Source organism: Aquimarina sp. U1-2 (genome assembly GCF_017897595.1).
Taxonomy (GTDB): domain Bacteria; phylum Bacteroidota; class Bacteroidia; order Flavobacteriales; family Flavobacteriaceae; genus Aquimarina.
Window position 1 is genome coordinate 301,772 of sequence record NZ_JAGKIK010000004.1, and the last position, 17,407, is coordinate 319,178.

Genomic DNA, 17,407 nt, shown 5'->3' on the forward strand with positions numbered 1-17,407 from the left:
AAGTAATTAGTGTTTTTTACTTTAAAATTTTAAGTTTTTCATTTTACATTTTAGATTTCATAATTCTGAATTTTGAATTCTGAATTAAAAAACACCTCCCTTGCCGTTCTCAAGGAGGGAATTATTCCTAATTCTTTACTTAATACTTTGTACTTTTACATTTTACATTTCTAACGTTCATCATTCTGAATTCTACATTCTGAATTAAAAAACACCTCCCTTGCCCTCCTCAAGGAGGGAATACCTTTATGATTTTATATAGTATTAAGTAATGAGTATATTCAACTTTTACATTTTTCATTTTAAATATTGATTGTCCATTATTATATTTCAAATTTAACTGAAAAGTCATCCTGAATTCATTTCAGGATCTCATTACCTTTATTTTCAGCAGATTGAGATGAGAAGCTGAAACGAGCCTGTGCTGAACTCGTTTCAGTATTCAGCTTGCCGCAAACCGTTTAGGTTAAATTACGGATATTCATATAAAATTTTAAGTTTTACATTTTACATATCCCATTTCTCACATTCATAATTCAGAATTCTAAATTCTGAATTAAAAAACACCTCCCTTGCCCTCCTCAAGGAGGGAATATCTCGAAAACCAACAATACTTCGTACTTAATACTCATTACTGACTACTCACTACCAAATAACATAACACACTTTGCACCAAAAACAGTACCTTCGCAACGTTAACCCGGATTTTGCATTTTTAATGAAACACAGACTATGAATTCAAATACAATCGCGTACGGAATCATTAGGGCGGTTGCCATTATTGTAGGAGTTTTGGGATTGTTATGGTTTCTGTACAAAATACAATCTGTACTGGTATATATTGCATTTGCAGCAGTTATTTCTCTAATGGGGCGACCATTGGTATCTGTTTTAAAAAGAAAACTCAAGTTCAACAACACATTAGCTGTTGTTTGCACGTTAATACTTACTATTTTTCTTTTTTTTAGCATCTTTACTTTATTTGTTCCTATTGTTATCGAACAGGGTCAGCTTATTGGAGAAATAAATGTTAATAAATTGGGTGATGACCTCGATCAACTCAATCAAGAAGTAAGTGACTATTTCAATGTAGAAAAACTAAGTTTACTAGAACTCGTAAGAAAAACAGACCTTGTTCAATTTTTTGACCTTAAAGCCGTACCTAATACTATTAATTCGTTTTTAAGTGGTTTTGGAGCCGTATTGATCGGTTTATTTTCGGTATTGTTCATTTCCTTTTTCTTATTGAAGGATAGTCAATTACTAGAGAACAGTTTACTGGTTTTTGCAAAAAATGGAGATGAAACCAAATTTATACAAGCTTTTAGTAAAATTAAAGACTTATTATCTCGCTATTTTGTAGGTTTACTGTTACAAATTTTTATTCTGTTTGTGCTTTACGCTATTTTGTTACTCATTTTTGAAGTAAACAATGCTATTGCCGTTGCTTTGATCGCAGCTATTTTCAACCTCATTCCGTATATCGGTCCGTTATTTGGCGGTATTTTTGTGTTACTACTGGCAACGACTAGTCATTTAGGATTTGATTTCTCTACGGTAATACTACCTAAGCTTTCGTATATATTAATAGGATATCTTATCATTCAATTCATTGATAACTTTTTAAATCAGCCCTTGATTTTCGGAACCAGTGTAAAATCGCATCCACTAGAGATATTTTTAGCCATTCTTATTTTTGGACTACTATTTGGTATTGGTGGACTTATTGTTGCTGTACCTTTTTATACTGCAATCAAAGTGATTGCCAAAGAATTTTTGTCTAAATACAAAATTGTAAAAACACTAACCAAAGATCTGTAATTGAATTCCCAATTGTTACATAAAGAGGTACAACAATTTATCGTTGAACAGTCTGATCAGGCAATCGATATCAACAAATTAATACTAAAAGGTAGTCCATTTACTGATATTGCAATTCGGGAGTTAGCACAACAGATCAGCGGAAGATTAAGAATCAAACACAAACTTCCATCATGGTATGGCAGAAAGAACATCTACTATCCGCCAACACTTCATCTAGAACAAACATCTTCAGAAATAACTGCTTTTTACAAAAGTCAACTGGTTTCAGGCGATACTCTAATTGATATTACCGGTGGTTTTGGAATTGACGATTACTTTTTTGCCAAAAGAATGAAACACGTAATTCATTGTGAAATTAATGCGTCCCTCAGTAAAATTGCATCTTATAATTTCGAGACTATGGATATTGCCAATATTCAAACTGTTGATGGTGACGGATTAGAAGTATTGAATACCTTCACTAAGGTAGATTGGATTTACATAGACCCATCCAGACGACATGATAGCAAGGGTAAGGTTTTTTTTCTTGAAGATTGTTTACCTAATGTTCCTGAAAATATTGACAGTTTTTTTGAAAGGAGTACAAACGTTTTAATCAAAACTTCGCCATTATTGGACCTAAAAACAGGAATTAATGCTTTGAAATATGTAAAAGAGATTCATATTATCGCGGTTAAAAATGAAGTCAAAGAATTGCTTTGGGTTCTGGAAAAAGAATTTGAGGGACATACTATAGTTAAAACAATTAATTTTTCAAGAAATCACACCCATAGTCAAAGTGAGGCTCAAACGAAGAAATTGAAGAGAGACCATATTTTCAACAAAAATCTTGATATATTTAAAGCTCAATTTGAAAATGCGCAAAGGTTTAATTTTATACTGAAAGAAGAGGCATTACAATCACCAAAATTAGGAATACCTAAATCATTTTTATACGAACCCAATGCAGCTATTTTGAAAAGTGGTGGTTTTTTAAGCGTGGGACATCATCATGCTTTAGAGAAATTGCATCTTCATTCTCATTTATATACATCTAATAAGCGAGAAGATTTCCCCGGAAGAATTTTTGAAATCATAGCAATTCTTCCATTTCAGAAAAAAATCATTGCTAAGGCAGGATTTCACAAAGCCAATGTTACAATACGTAACTTCCCCGAAAGTGTCTCTAAATTAAGAAAAAAGCTCAAAATTAAGGAGGGAGGAGATAATTATCTCTTTTTTACAACCGATGTGAACAACAAAAAGATTGTAATTCATTGTAAAAAAGCTATCTAAATCTAGATTTTATGAAGTATATTTTTTCTAGATTCAGACAGCTTTTATTTAATATATATGACTAGAGTTTTTTAAAGCACATGAAGTCTTTTGGTCGCCTTACCATGATCTGTACTTATATTAATGATATATACACCCGATCGAAGATCAGAAACATTCAATTGAAAAGTAGTATTTCTTGTTTTTAGCGCACCCAGTGCTGCCTTTCTAACCACTCTCCCCTGAAGGTCTACTATTTCAATATGAGTTGATGAGCTTTCATCTGATGTAATATTAATATTAAGTATGGTTGCCTGTAAAGGATTAGGATATATGTGTGCATCAAAATTTTCGTTCTTTTCAGTAGCAGTTCCTTTTGCCGATGATCTACAGCTAGCCGAGGTAGGATCCCAAAACCATGTACTAATTACTGGGTTATATCCAGGGTTATCATACTCACATATATAATTTGATCCTTGATAAGAAACGATGTTGCCTCTATAATATTGAGTTCCAGAGGACCAGGCTGCACAAGCTCCTCCACCGCCGCCGCTATCGCAGTTACGAGATGTAGGATCCCAGAACCACGTGCTAATCACAGGATTATAGCCCGGATTGGCATGAACACAAATATAATTGCTTCCATTATAGGTTACAATATCGCCAACTGCATATGACGTACCTGTAGCCCAGGGAGTACAAGAATCTCCTGATCCACCACCATCACCGCCACTACCTCCACCATTCAACTCGGTATCGATAGTATTTAATAAAGAAATCGAAGGATTAGCATGATCTTGATCAATAGCCCAAATCATGATACCACCGATCTTTTCACTTAGCGCTAGTTGTACTTTGTCTCGTATCAGTTTTTTTGCATTGTAACCATAACCATTAGATTGATCACAAGTATTGTTATTTGGATATACTTTATTAGGAGCACTAGCATCGGCAGCCACGATATCTTTATACGCTTTAGAACTTCCGCTTGAATTCCATCCATAGAACGGAAGACCCAATTGTAATTTGGAACTGGCAACTCCTCTACCCTGCCAATAATTAATAGCGTTTGCTGCAAAAGTATACGTAGCGTGATTTATTCTTGGGCTCGCATCGTATGCCATGATGTGTACATCATCTAAATAGCGAAGCGCCGCCGTTGTAAAATGTTGGCCTCGGTATGCCGAAGCAGGAACAGCTGCAGAAAGTTCTAATCGTTTTGACGGATGCGTGTTCATCTTTGCTCTTAGAGCCGATAGTAAATCGACGTAGAGTCTTTGACTTGCAGCGCTAGGATATTCCCAATCCAAATCAATACCATCTAGGTCGTATTGCATAACCATATTGTAAAGATTGTTTACAAAATTTGTTCGGGCATTGCCTCGTGAAACTGCATCAAATGCTTCGGGATTACCATCGGCAGCGCAGGCACCACCTTGATAAGCATAACTACAAGGAAACCATCCTCCTACAGCAAGAATAGCTTTGGCTCCTTGTTGATGTGTTATCGATACCATCGTGCGAAGATAATTACCGTCTATTGTATTTAACTTACCATCCAGATCGGGATGTATGGTAACGAATGAATAGATAACATGAGTAAGTTTTGAGGCTTGATCTGCGGTTACTTGCGACTTCCAACTTTGGATGTAACCTACTCTTTTTTGCGAATACCCTTGAACGGCAAATAATAGAGCTACTAAAAAAATAAGTGGAAATGAGTAGTACGTTTTTTTCATAATACGTTAGTTTTAGAGTTGATGTTGATAGTAACAAAGGGAGTCGATGTAAGAGAATAGTGTAAAACCCTTGGTTACTCTACAATATAGTAGAAAGAACTTCTAGTATCTCTTTTTTTAGCTTAACGACTAAAAATTGTCGCTTAAACGTAAAGATGAAAAGCTTTTGAAGAATTCTAAGTAAGCATTGAACTGGTTTACTACCACTTCCACTTTAAAATCTTACTGCATGTTTGTTTGAGCACAATCGAGAACATTTCGTTTTCGTAAAATAGGTTTCGATTAAGCCTGTCCTAAGCGCAGACGAAGGGTTCAACCCGACAGTAGTACTATAGCGTCATATTTCTATAGGTAACTAACTACTGGTCTCTAAAGATATTTTAAGATTTTGAAAAAACTTCAGAATATTCGATAAAGCCCTGGATATATTCCTTTAATGATGAAGAAGTAATCGTACTTACATTATCAAGAATAAAATTTTTATCCTCTTCAATATTTTCATAATACCCTATAACTTTGGGGACATTAGATTGTATACTTACTCGTATCATGCGTAATTCGACATTATCCGGGTCTAATTTGATAGCATGTTCAATCATTTTTTTCCCTTTGTTGAAATACGATAACTTACTAATAGGATTCCACGAAAATGATGCTTTCAAAGCCAACGCCGCCCCATGATAGCCTTTATAAATTGCAGCCTCGTTGCGCAGCGCTTTTTTAGTAAGATCATAAAACTGTTCTGCATTTTCTTTGGATGTACTACAAACTCTGTATGATGCTCTAATCTGTTCCATGCCAATATCTTCTGTATTCAAATTCAATGAACAAATTACTAAAAGCAGTATTACTATCTTCATGTATACGTTTTTATTTCGCTAATGAAATTTTAACTAACAAGTTGTTTTTTTTGCCATCGAAAGCTTCCAAAATAATATCTTTATTGGGTAGCATAGCAGCTTTGGTCAATTCTAGTACATCTAATCTAGAGTTTCTGATGTCACTACTAGTTAAAATAGCTTCTTTGGTAGTTTTTCCAGTATCATCATCAATAACATAAGCGGTTACGTATAAAAATTCCTTTTTACCGTCAAAATATCGTGCAGGAGTTTCTTCAAATGATCTTTTTAAATTGGTAAAATTGTCTATATAAAACACATAATGTTTGCCGTTACTTTTAAAATTTAAGTAAGACATACTTCTTTTACCTACCGTACCCATTTGCCACTTTGGTAATTTATGCATCCATAGTAGGGATCCTTTAGGCGACAATTTAAAGGCATAAATATCACGATAATAATATTTATAGGTAGTTCTTGATCCCGAAGAACTCGATGTGGTAAAAGCATCTACAAAGCGTTGTTCGGCAAAAAGTACAGTACTGCCATCTGCATTATAGATTACATTATTTACTTTCATCTTTTCAAGATCTTTGAGATCATCTTCCTTTTGAGTACCTTCATTAATTCGCGCTTCTCGTTGCATCATTAGATTTTGCAAAGTCTCTTCAGAAATTGTACTCTGGGCTAACGACGCTATTGCACCAGTAGAAGACAACGTAGCCGTAAATATTCCGGATGCTTCATTTTTATTGGCTTGATTAGCAAATAATCCTGAAACCTTAGGGGTATTATCGTTACCAAATGCTATCACCGCATCAGTAATAGAACGACCTGGAATGTCGATTTTATGTTTAATGACCTCTTCTCCGTTTTCAGTAATTTTAAACACTTCCGTTCTATACGAAGCATCCAATTTGTTTTTCTCGTCTGAAGCTTCACTAAAAATAGAGGCGGTCATATAAAAGTTTCCATCGTTATCAATAGCGAAGTCTTCATTTTGAAGAATTTCAGAAGCATAAGGCATGGTCACTTTTCTTCTCCATAACAAATTCAAACCATCACTAAAAACGGTTATTCCAATTTTATCACCTTTAGTATCGCCTGTTTTTATACGAAATAAAGTAAGCAACTTTTTACCATCAGGTGATTTTTTGAAAGCAAATTTATTTATTCTACCTCCTGCGTCAAATCCATAGGTGCTTTTAAAACCAAAATCACTATCAATATTTTCCTTATCATTAATCAATACTATTGGCTTTTTCGCGACGATACCCGTAGGTGAAATCTTTTGACCATATGCTTTATCCTTGATGGTATAAAAAACAACTGCCTTACCGCCTAATTCCATCACAGTTTGAAAGTTTCCTCTATCCTCTATGACCTGTCGCAATTTTACATTTTCGGTCAATTTTTCAAGATCAAACCTTTGCACTGTCATAGCATTACGACCTTTTTTGATAGATACAAGGCGATTTCCGGAAGCAATGTGATATGTGGCAAGGCTTTTTATTCTTTTATATTTCTCGCCTACTTTGAGGTCAAAATCTTTAAGAAGTACTGGTTTTTGCGCAAAAGCAACGCTACTACAAAGAATTATGAAAAAAAATATAGATTTGGAGTTCATGCTTATATTATTTTTTGAAATATACATAACAGATTTTACATAGGTCTTTATCCTTTACAAATATATAAAAAGCTTTCTTTGAAGAGCATGTATCAAAGTTCGCGCCAAGAAAAACAAAGAGATGAAACTGATTCTCAATATTTTAATTGAGTGGTTCTTATGAATAAGAAATAATGCAAAAAAAATGTTGCATTGTAGGGACATAAAAGTTACATTTGCATCCGCATTTGAAATACTAATGCGACGTTCAGTATAAGTATAAAGGAGAGGTGCCAGAGTGGTAATGGAGCAGATTGCTAATCTGTCAACGCGCAAGTGTTGCCCGGGTTCGAATCCCGGTCTCTCCGCTTTTGTTATGGGGTGTAGCCCCGCATCAAGTGCGGGATAAACTCTGCCCGGTATCGCGCAGCGCGATAGCTGGTAAATAATATTGATTGGATATTAAATTATAGAAGTACTGTAATTCAATATCATCGGGGTGTAGCGTAGCCCGGTTATCGCGCCGCGTTTGGGACGCGGAGGTCGCAGGTTCGAATCCTGCCACCCCGACATCATTTTTTGGTCGCGTAGCTCAGCTGGATAGAGCATCTGCCTTCTAAGCAGACGGTCACAGGTTCGAATCCTGTCGCGATCACTTTGGAAAAAATTTTCCTTTTCAGGAAAATTTTTTCTTTTTTCAGAATTATTATTTGATAATGATAGAACGTTCTAATTCTATTTTTAAGCCATATAATCTATTAAGCTTATAAATATGATCTACCCCTCTACACCCTTAATGTAGTTAAAAATATTGGATAAAGTTCATAACGTTTATTCTGTATATCAATAGCCTGAAAACAGAATTTTGTTATAAAAATAATGTAATTCTAATGTTTGTAATTAATTCATACATTGTATTTTAAAAATATAACATAAATACATGCTAACTATAAAAAAGCACACTTATTTTTGCGTTAGATACAAGTTTTAAAAATATGATTAGACCGTTCAAACTCGATGACAAGGAAAGCTTACTGAGAATTTTCAGGTTGAATATTCCTGAATTCTTTGACAAAAACGAAATAAAAGATTTTGAAGAATATCTAAATCAAAATGCAGAAACCTATCTAACAGTTGAAGTGGATAATACTATTGTTGGCGGAACTGGATATTACGTGAATGAAGACGATAATTCTGGACGAATAACCTGGATTTTTTTTGACCCAAGTTATTCGGGAAAAGGATTAGGAAAACAATCGGTAGAGTATTGTTTGAAAATATTTCGTGAAGATAAAATGGTAAAAAAATTGATTGTAACAACATCTCAGCTTGCCTATAGGTTTTTTGAAAAATTTGATTATAGCATTAATCGAATCGAAAAAAATTATTGGGGAGAAGGTTTGGACTTGTATGAAATGGAAAAGACCAATGAATAAAAACCAGCAGCTTACACAACCTATAAAAATACAGGCTTCGGGCTTAATCGAAAGGTTTATGTATTTTTATAAAGTCCGCAAAATCTTTTAGATTTTGCTCTGGACAGGAAAAAAATAAATCGCAACAAAAGACTTCACTATGTGCTTGGCGGACAACAAACGCTAGTTTGCTCCCGTACTGTTCATAGCCAAACCGTTGCTTTCATCTGAATAATACTATTCTCTATAAAATCGCTCAATTCTGTTAACGAATTCACAAAAAAGTTCGAACTCTCGATGCTCGGGGTCACAGAAAGTCTTACTGAAACCGGTAAGACTTTTTTGTTTTTAACTTGCCTGATTTTTATCCATCTAATAAGACCCTATTCTAAGCCTAGGATAGTGCTTTATTTTTTCTTTTTTTGGAGTAAGCTTTAATCCGCTTTATGCATTAGAAAATCTATTACGGCTTGAAACTGCTGCAAAACCAAGCACTACGTTGTATTTTTAAGTTTCACCGTAGCGATGCTATACTGAAACTTAGAAAACACTCTTCCAACGCTACATCTCGCCCAAAGCAATGCTTTGTCGTGACATTTTCAAACCTCATAACAAAATTCTAATGCATAAACCGGGTTTAATCCTGATAACGTTAAAAATGATCACGATGGTTTTATGTCAACATCATTTTTTTAACGGGAAACCGTAATTATGTAAAAGGTTCTTATTATATTGGTGATTTAAAAGTAAGAGCTCTTCACCCTTAATGATTTGAAAATTATACATAAACAAAAAAATAACTCAATAAAAGCGTGACTTTCTTTTGAGTTATTTTGTTTGATATATGCACATATAATGGTCGATTTGAAAAAATCAATCGTTATTCAGACCCTGCTTTTGTTGGCTCGCCAAAGTTTTACAATTGCAGGGTTGTTTGTTTTTTTAAAGCAAACCCAAATCTTTTGTCATTGCAATTAAATGAATCGCATTTTTGGCTTTAAAATTATACTTTAATTTATTTATTCGTTTTTCAATAGAGCTGATACTATTGGGAGAAATATGGTTTTTCTTAAAATATGCTCCTATTTGTTCTTGCGTAAGACCGTCTGATAAATATTTGAGCAACAAAAGATCATAGTCTTTCAATTCGAATATATTATTCTTGCTCATAGCATTCGCAAGTAACGGAGAGATAAAGGTATTCCCTTTATATATTTCTAACACCGACTGTACCAGTTCGTTTAAGCCGTACCTGCCTTTGCATACATAACCGTTGATTTTATAATCATCAAAAAAAGATTTCACCTTTGCCGGTCTGTCTTCCATAGAGTAAATGATCACTTTTATATCAGGTTGCATAGCCCGTATTTCTCTAATGAGTTGTATCCCTGATACGATATCCCGCTCACGGTGACTATCTTTAAAAGACAGATCTGTAATTAACAGGTCAAAAGGGTTTCGATCTCGTAGCGCTCTTCTAAACTTTAAGTAGGCATCATCGCAATATTGCGCTTGTTTTATTTCTTTAACTCCTGTTCGTTCGTGTAAAATATTGGAGATTCCATGATTGATACTTCCCAGGTCCTCTGCAACTAAAACTTTATTGAACATAATAGACGTATTATTTTGATTAATTGGGGAAATGCATTCTGGCTTTAAAGCCCTTTCCTTCTTCAGTCTCAAAGATAAATGATCCGCCAATGGTTTTTATACGGTTTTCCGCATTCTGGAGTCCATTGCTATAAATTATGTTTTTTTTAGCAATTCCTACCCCGTTATCGGCATAGGTAATTTCATGCGTTTTGGTTCCTTTTTTAAAGGTTACCGCCACGAGAGAGGCCTGGCTATGTTTTTTCATATTCACCATTAACTCTTGTATAATGCGATGAATAATAATCTTTTTTTCTGGGGTGATGACCGACCAATTTACATGTTCGATATCTTTTATAATGATTTTAGTGTTTTGTGAACCGTAGCTGCTTAACATACCGCTAAGTTCTTGTACAAAATTCTTATCGATTTTAAAATTGCTGTTTTCCCTTGAGATATCCCGGGTACGGCTATAAATATCCTCGAGCTTATCTAATACCTCGTGATCGTTTCTTTGGTTTTGAATTTGAGTCATCACATGGTATACATCATTCGCCAACTCGTCGTGTAGTTTTTTCGAAATACGGGTTTCTGCCTTAAAAACATCCCGTATACGCTCTCTTTTGTGTCGTTGCTGTAATAAATACACGATAAATCCCCCTGATAAGAGTAAAATAACCGTTCCCAACAGGTAAATTACATTTTCCCGTTCTTCTTTTGCCTTTTCTGTAGCTAATTTGGCATTATCGGTCTCAAGTTTAAGGTTTTTGTTGGTAAGATTTTCATTTTCATATTTGGTAACGGCATAGATCTCACGATTGCTTTGGTTAATCTCATTCAATTTTTGATAGGTTTCATGGTATACTTTGGCTTCCTCGGTTACGTTGTCTTTTAGTTGGAAGATATAGCCAAGAGACTCTATGATAGATGTGAGGCTCCCTAATTCTAAAGCATTTTGATACGCAGATTCTGCGTATTTAAGTGCTTTTGAATTATTTTTGTTTAGATAGTATTTAGTGAGGTGGATGTTGGTTGTAATTAAACTTCGTACATCTCCAGATACTCTAGCTACACTGATAGCTTTCAGTAATAGTTTTTCAGAAGTTTTATTTTCTTTATTTTCTAAAAATTTTACATATGCTAAGTTAGCCAGAACTCTTGAATATTCTTTCTTATTCTTTACAACAACCGAATCTGCAGCTAAATCCATTAAAATCGATATTGCTTCTTTATTTTTACCTTGTTGAGAGAGAATTACCGCCTTAGTATTTTTGAAAATCAAAATATTATTCATTTTGATATTTATAACTGATAAACTATCCTTTGCTAATCCCAACGCAAGAGAGTTATATTTGAGAGCTTCTATATTATTATGCTGTTCAGTGTGGGCTACTGAAATTATGTGGTATAATCCTGATAGACTTTTCAAATCGGAGGTGTTTTTCATAAACTTCAAACCATCAGTAGCAGTCGCTTTACTTCCAGAATAGTCTCCTAAAGAGGACTGGATATTAGCCATTTGAAGCAAACTTTTTGCTGCCCTGAGACTGTCACCTTTGCTACGGGACATCTTAAACGACTTATTATAATATTCAAAAGATTTCTTAAGTTCATTTAGAGCTTTATAATAATATCCAAGTTTAATAAAGGCTTTACATTGATATTCTGAGTTACTATTTTTTAAAGCTAATTGGTGAAGCTTTTTCGAATATAATATGGCGTTATCAAAGTTTCCAAATTTACCGAATAACCAGGTTTTTCTCATTAAACCTAAGTATACTAACGAATCATTATTGTACAGCTCCGCTTTTTCTAAAAAAACGTTAATGTAATTTAAACGCCGTTCATATGGAAGCTTATTAGATTTACTTAACTTATAATAAGTAGAGATACTATCAAGTTCGTACGAAGTTAATACATTCCTCGAGGTTTGACTATACATATTTGTACTTATACATACTAGAAAAACCCCAAAGTATACCAAAAGGGAAACGACACGCCAAAGTTTCATGGCTTAAAATTACTAAATAAACCCGAACTCGACCTAAGTAAATTTTTATATGATGCTCTGTTTTACTTCTGCATACATCTTAAATTATATAAATCCCAGTCTATTATTAACTATAATTCATTTAAACCTATCCTTACTAAAAGTTAAAGTTGATCTTTAAAATTGCTTATGAGATACTTAAAGAATTCTTCTCTACTTTTAAATAAATTTTGTTGAGATTCTTCTCTTTTTTCATCTTAATAGAAAAATCTCCATAAGCCATCGCACTCTTCAATAATATAGGCATCAGATTTTAAACGTTCATTAATAGAGTAATCACTTTTGATCACTACAATTTTGCTTAGCCCTATATTCAATTCTCCCTTTGTAATAAATTAATTTACTCTTACAAATCCTCTTTGTATTGGGTATAATACTTGGAGATACTACCCAGATCATGAGAAGCAATGTTCGGTATTTTGATATGACCAAAAACCTAATTAATAAAACTAAAGTTTCTAATACTTGCACAAAAAAAAGAAACAATCTATTAAAACTTCATTTCTCAAAATTAGTAAATTAGATCTGGTATATGTAATATAAGACTTAGAGACATATGACATATACCAGATGGATATATTTTGAAGCGTTTTGAGAAATTATTCAACCTTCATCTTCATCTTCAACATGTCCATGCGTTTCATTGTTTGCTACTTCATCTTCTACCGAAAGTTCAATATCATCAGCTTCAGAGTCACTGTCTGCCGTACAAGAAGTGAATGTTGTGGTCATCATTAGTGTAATTAATATATAAAATAAAGTTTTCATCATCATTATTTTTTTTTGAATTTGACATAGCGAATACACTCCAGGACTTTCTTATAAAATCCTGGTAACCATAGCCGCGATTTACATTAGGGAGTACTCCTTGTTTTGTTATGGAAAGTGGGAACCAGATAGAGGATGTTAGACTACTTTCCAATGGGTCTATGACCCTCCTATTACAGATTCCCGAAAAAACTTCGTTACTACATGTAGTATGTTAACAATGTTTAACCGAAACTAGTTACGACGTGAAATTAAGGAGGCTTTGTAGGTTACCCTGTAGTTAATACCAGAGATTCCAGAGATTCCGCATAAGGCTGTAGGATTCCAATAATTCAAAAAACATATGAGACTTAAAAGATTTAGTATGTAGCAGAATTGAATTCTTAAGCAGTATCTAAAAGAAAAGGAAGAAGAAAGGAGTAATTGCTTTTACTTAAAAATAAACCACTATAGATTTGAAATCCAGAGTTTTCTAAAAAGAATGAAATTCTCTATTAAATTGGAATCCGATCTGTCATTCCGGCGAAGGCAGGAATCCATAGAGAATTATGGATTCCGTATCAAGTACGGAATGACAATCTGTGTCAAAAATTTATATAAACTAAAGTAACTGCAACAAAATTGCAGGGTTTTAACCTTTAACTAGAAAATAAATTAAGTAAGCTTATTAGTAGCTCATTATTAAATACTTGAAAGTAGAAACAAGTGTATCCAGATTCACTATTAGAAAGTATGTTAATTTAGTTGTATCTAGACATGTAGAGACTTCATATGCTACACCCAAAAACATGATGCAAGAGTGGAATTGGTGATAAATGAATTTGATAATTTTATAGGGTTATTTATCTAAGGCTAAGGTTATATTTAAATGCCTTTGGAAGAGTAATAGCGGGTGACACCCCTCTATATCTCCCCTCAAGGGGAGACTTCAGGATCTCTTCCTTTTGAATACAATAGCGTAATACGACAGGTAAGATGATGGGTAGTGCGGGATAGAATTTTTTTAGAAAATGCTTAGGAGAGTTAAATGGGTACCCTTATAATTTAAATAAACAAATAATAGCCTTTTTCTAGTGGATAGCATATTTTAGCATTGGAAAACCCTTTGCAAATAAATTTGTAGTACCTATTTACAGCAGTACCACTAAAACAAGCTTATATCTAAAGGGAACTGGCTTATTTTTATTTCTAGGTTAGCGTTTTAGTTATTATATGGATGTGATCCTGAATCAAATTCGGGATGACGGCTACCTGACGCTCTTCTTCATGATATATTATGCGTCCTCATTCAGTTTTTTGATGTAATAGGATGGGTAAATACCGGTCTTTTTATAGAATTTTTTAGCAAAGTTTTCTGCAGAATTGAATCCGATGTCCTGGGCAATAGCTTTAACGGTATATTTTCTAAACACCTTATCTTGTTGTAAGCGGGTAATGGCATAATCAATTCGTAAATCATTGATGTATTGATTCATCGTTTTTTGCTTATCGGCATTGATCATCATAGAGACATAGCTTGTGTTAGAGTTAAACTTTTGAGCCAGGGTATGTACATTAATATCTGGAGCCAGATAGTGTTCCTGCGCTTCAAACTGTTGTAGCGCGTTACGTAAATGATCTAAAGTTTCCTGGCTCATCGATGCAGGGAGTTCTTTAATACCAGGGTTAGGGTTGGGTTTTGTAGCTATAGCGGCAGTAGTAGGTTCCTGCTGTCTCGCCAATACTGCGTTAAACCGTTTTTTATATTGATGTCGCTGGTAAGCATAATAGCCTACACCTATCATACTAAATACCAATAGTACTGCTGCTACATGTATATAGCCGGTCATCGTATCATTTTTTTGTGCTAATTGTATATTTTGCTGTTCCAATAGTTCATTTTCATACTTAGTGACCGCATAGATCTCACGATTGCTTTGGTTGATCTTATTCAATTTTTGAGAGGTTTCATGGTATACTTTGGCTTCCTCGGTTACGTTGTCTTTTAGTTGGAAGATATAGCCAAGAGACTCTATGATAGATGTGAGGCTCCCTAATTCTAAAGCATTTTGATACGCAGATTCTGCGTATTTAAATGCTTTTGAATTATTTTTGTTTAGATAGTATTTAGTGAGGTGGATGTTGCTGGCTATTAAGCCTTCGATATCCCCCATTTGTTTGCGAATCATTAAAGCACGATTAAGGAAATCTATTGTGGTACTATCTTTTTGGTTCTTAAGCCATTTTATGTATCCTAAATTATCTAAAATTCTAGAATATTCAAGTTTATTATTTTTTACAACAGAATCACCAACTAAAGCTGAAAGAATAAGAATACTTTTATAATAGTCTCCTTTACTAGACAAAATATTGGCCCTTGTATTCTTAAAAATATGAAGATTACTATTATTAAAATTTTGAGAGGACATATCTTTCTCTAAACTAATAGCTAATTCATTATATTTTAAAGCTTTACTATACTTTTTTTGTTCAAGTTCTGAAACTGAAATGATATGATATAAACCAGATAGAAGCTCAACATCCTTACTATTTTCTGAATATTTAATTCCGTCTATCGCTGTAGTTTTACTTCCTGAGTAATCGCCCAACGTTGACTGAATATTTGCCATTCTTAGAAGACTAATACCAGCTCTTAGGCTGTCTCCCAAGCTTCGCGAAGCTCTAAAACTTTGATTATAATATTTAAATGACAATTCTAATTCATTTTTACTTTCATTGTATAGTCCTAATTTGGTATTTGCCTTTGACATATACAACGTATCCTTATTTTTGATTGCCAACTTAAGAAGTCTATGAGTATAAGCAATAGCACTATCAAATTCTTGATTTTTACCAAGTAACATAGTCTTTCTCATTAATCCTAAATATATTAATGAATCTTGTTTCATTTGATATACATTATTCAAAAAACAAGATACATGGTTCAGACGTTCAGGTACTGATAGAATATGGTTACCGCTTAATTGATAATGATGAAGAATACTGTCCCATTTTTTCCTAGAGGAAATTATATTTTCATCGGTTTGACTAAAAGTTAGCAAACTACTACAATGAATTAAGACCCCAAAGAATGTAAAAGGGGAAATGACACGCCAAAGTTTCATTTCCCAAAATTACTAAATAAACCCGAATCCTATCTGTAGAAAATTTTATATAAGATATCGTTCTACATCTTTGTACATCTTATACCATAACACTTTAATTTTGATCCTTATATAAACTAAGTGTTCTTTTGCTTTATTCTTCAGTAATTTTAGATAGCTGTTTAGCTGAAATTGTTGTTGTCTATAAGATAAGTAAGAATCTTAACTTTCTATAGTATTGGTTTGCATTGTTTGTCTCTTAGAAATACTATAGGCTCATTGTTTATGATCTATAAATCATCTATTTTTGCTAAAACCGTATTACATATAGCATTTTAACGACTTTTAAGTATGACTTTAGGAGAGCACATAACCAAGCTACGCAAGCATAAAAAGCTTTCGCAAAATGATTTGAGTAAAAAGGTAGGTACCTTGGGAGATATTATTGATCGTTATGAACTTGATGAAGTAAAACCATCGATTGAGGTCACTTCTAAAATTGCGGATGTATTAGAAATATCTTTAGATTTCTTGATCGGTAAAATGACCGTAGAAGTAGATCACCAACTCAAAAGAGTCATCGAAGTACAGCAGATGGAGGATACTGATAAAGAACTTATCTTATATACTTTCGATTCACTGATCAAAAATGTTAAACTTAAATCGATTGCATAAACTTTATCTATGAAATATTTTTTTCTCCTTTTATCATTAACAATATTTAGTTGTTTTGCTCAAAAAAAAGATTGTAATAAATTCAAAACTGGAACTTTCAAGTATTCTGATAATGACGATTGGGTTGTAACTCGCACTGACTCCACACAAATTGAGGTTAATAAAAAAAATGGTAGAACCTTAAGGAGTTCTATTAATTGGTTATCTAATTGTGAGTATGTAGCAACTGTCAAAGATGTTAATTCTTCGGTTAACGACATAATTGGTAAAGTAATAAAAGTAAACATTACACAAACCGATAAAGACACATACATTGTTTATGCTACTAGTGATGAAGAGAGTTATAAAGTCAAGATGATCAAAATAAAGAACACTAAAAACTTACCTAATAAAAAAATGCCAGAATGATTGAATTCTAGCACTTTTTTATAATATAATTTGTAATAGTTAATACTTAATCTGACAATTTTAGTAATTTAGTTTAAATCAATTTAAATATTTGTCAGATGAACACAGAAGAAAAAATCATCAAACCAAAGTTAGGACTATTAGAGTTAGCAAAAC

Annotated in this window: 12 protein-coding genes and 3 tRNA genes; 8 read left to right on the top strand and 7 right to left on the bottom strand. The window is 33.4% G+C overall.

The window, feature by feature from the left end; all coding sequences use genetic code 11:
• Nucleotides 1-732: 732 nt before the first annotated feature.
• Together J8281_RS08005 and J8281_RS08010 are read left to right on the top strand one after the other, a co-directional pair.
• Nucleotides 733-1,821, top strand: coding sequence for an AI-2E family transporter (locus tag J8281_RS08005; RefSeq protein ID WP_210197094.1), 1,089 nt, complete (start codon nucleotides 733-735; stop codon nucleotides 1,819-1,821).
• Complete coding sequence (locus J8281_RS08010) at nucleotides 1,822-3,099, top strand: class I SAM-dependent methyltransferase (RefSeq protein WP_210197095.1); 1,278 nt, start codon at nucleotides 1,822-1,824, stop codon at nucleotides 3,097-3,099. It abuts the gene before it with no gap.
• A 71-nt stretch (nucleotides 3,100-3,170) separates the two neighbouring features.
• On the opposite strand, the gene J8281_RS08015 is transcribed toward J8281_RS08010, so the two are convergent.
• The 3 genes from J8281_RS08015 to J8281_RS08025 form a co-directional block, all read right to left on the bottom strand.
• Complete coding sequence (locus tag J8281_RS08015) at nucleotides 3,171-4,817, bottom strand: glycosyl hydrolase family 18 protein (protein WP_210197096.1); 1,647 nt, start codon at nucleotides 4,815-4,817, stop codon at nucleotides 3,171-3,173.
• Between the two features lie 380 nt (nucleotides 4,818-5,197).
• A complete protein-coding gene (locus tag J8281_RS08020) occupies nucleotides 5,198-5,677 on the bottom strand; it encodes a hypothetical protein (protein WP_210197097.1) in 480 nt (159 codons plus the stop codon).
• A 10-nt stretch (nucleotides 5,678-5,687) separates the two neighbouring features.
• Nucleotides 5,688-7,283: a hypothetical protein gene (locus tag J8281_RS08025; protein WP_210197098.1), complete on the bottom strand. Its 1,596-nt coding sequence runs from the start codon at nucleotides 7,281-7,283 to the stop codon at nucleotides 5,688-5,690.
• Nucleotides 7,284-7,546: 263 nt separating this feature from the next.
• Here J8281_RS08025 and J8281_RS08030 point away from each other — a divergent pair.
• The 4 genes from J8281_RS08030 (at nucleotide 7,547) to J8281_RS08045 (ending at nucleotide 8,698) form a co-directional block, all read left to right on the top strand.
• Nucleotides 7,547-7,630, top strand: a tRNA-Ser gene (locus J8281_RS08030).
• Nucleotides 7,631-7,757: 127 nt separating this feature from the next.
• Nucleotides 7,758-7,832 (top strand) — tRNA-Pro (locus J8281_RS08035).
• Between the two features lie 11 nt (nucleotides 7,833-7,843).
• Nucleotides 7,844-7,917: transfer RNA gene (locus J8281_RS08040), tRNA-Arg, on the top strand.
• Between the two features lie 340 nt (nucleotides 7,918-8,257).
• Complete coding sequence (locus J8281_RS08045) at nucleotides 8,258-8,698, top strand: GNAT family N-acetyltransferase (protein ID WP_210197099.1); 441 nt, start codon at nucleotides 8,258-8,260, stop codon at nucleotides 8,696-8,698.
• A gap of 921 nt (nucleotides 8,699-9,619) precedes the next feature.
• Here J8281_RS08045 and J8281_RS08050 read toward each other — a convergent pair.
• The 4 genes from J8281_RS08050 to J8281_RS08065 form a co-directional block, all read right to left on the bottom strand.
• Nucleotides 9,620-10,288 carry a response regulator gene (locus J8281_RS08050; RefSeq protein ID WP_210197100.1) on the bottom strand — a complete coding sequence of 223 codons (669 nt, stop codon included), beginning with the start codon at nucleotides 10,286-10,288 and terminating at the stop codon, nucleotides 9,620-9,622.
• 19 nt (nucleotides 10,289-10,307) lie between these two features.
• Nucleotides 10,308-12,032: an ATP-binding protein gene (locus J8281_RS08055; RefSeq protein WP_210197101.1), complete on the bottom strand. Its 1,725-nt coding sequence runs from the start codon at nucleotides 12,030-12,032 to the stop codon at nucleotides 10,308-10,310.
• An 888-nt stretch (nucleotides 12,033-12,920) separates the two neighbouring features.
• Nucleotides 12,921-13,091: a hypothetical protein gene (locus tag J8281_RS08060; RefSeq protein WP_210197102.1), complete on the bottom strand. Its 171-nt coding sequence runs from the start codon at nucleotides 13,089-13,091 to the stop codon at nucleotides 12,921-12,923.
• A 1,268-nt stretch (nucleotides 13,092-14,359) separates the two neighbouring features.
• Nucleotides 14,360-15,973, bottom strand: coding sequence for an AraC family transcriptional regulator (locus tag J8281_RS08065; RefSeq protein WP_210197103.1), 1,614 nt, complete (start codon nucleotides 15,971-15,973; stop codon nucleotides 14,360-14,362).
• Between the two features lie 546 nt (nucleotides 15,974-16,519).
• On the opposite strand from J8281_RS08065, the gene J8281_RS08070 reads away from it, so the two are divergent.
• Entirely contained in the window at nucleotides 16,520-16,843 is a 324-nt protein-coding gene (locus J8281_RS08070) for a helix-turn-helix domain-containing protein (RefSeq protein ID WP_210197104.1), read from the top strand.
• A 9-nt stretch (nucleotides 16,844-16,852) separates the two neighbouring features.
• Nucleotides 16,853-17,251, top strand: a complete 399-nt coding sequence (locus J8281_RS08075) for a hypothetical protein (protein ID WP_210197105.1) — start codon at nucleotides 16,853-16,855, stop codon at nucleotides 17,249-17,251.
• The last annotated feature ends 156 nt before the right edge of the window (nucleotides 17,252-17,407 follow it).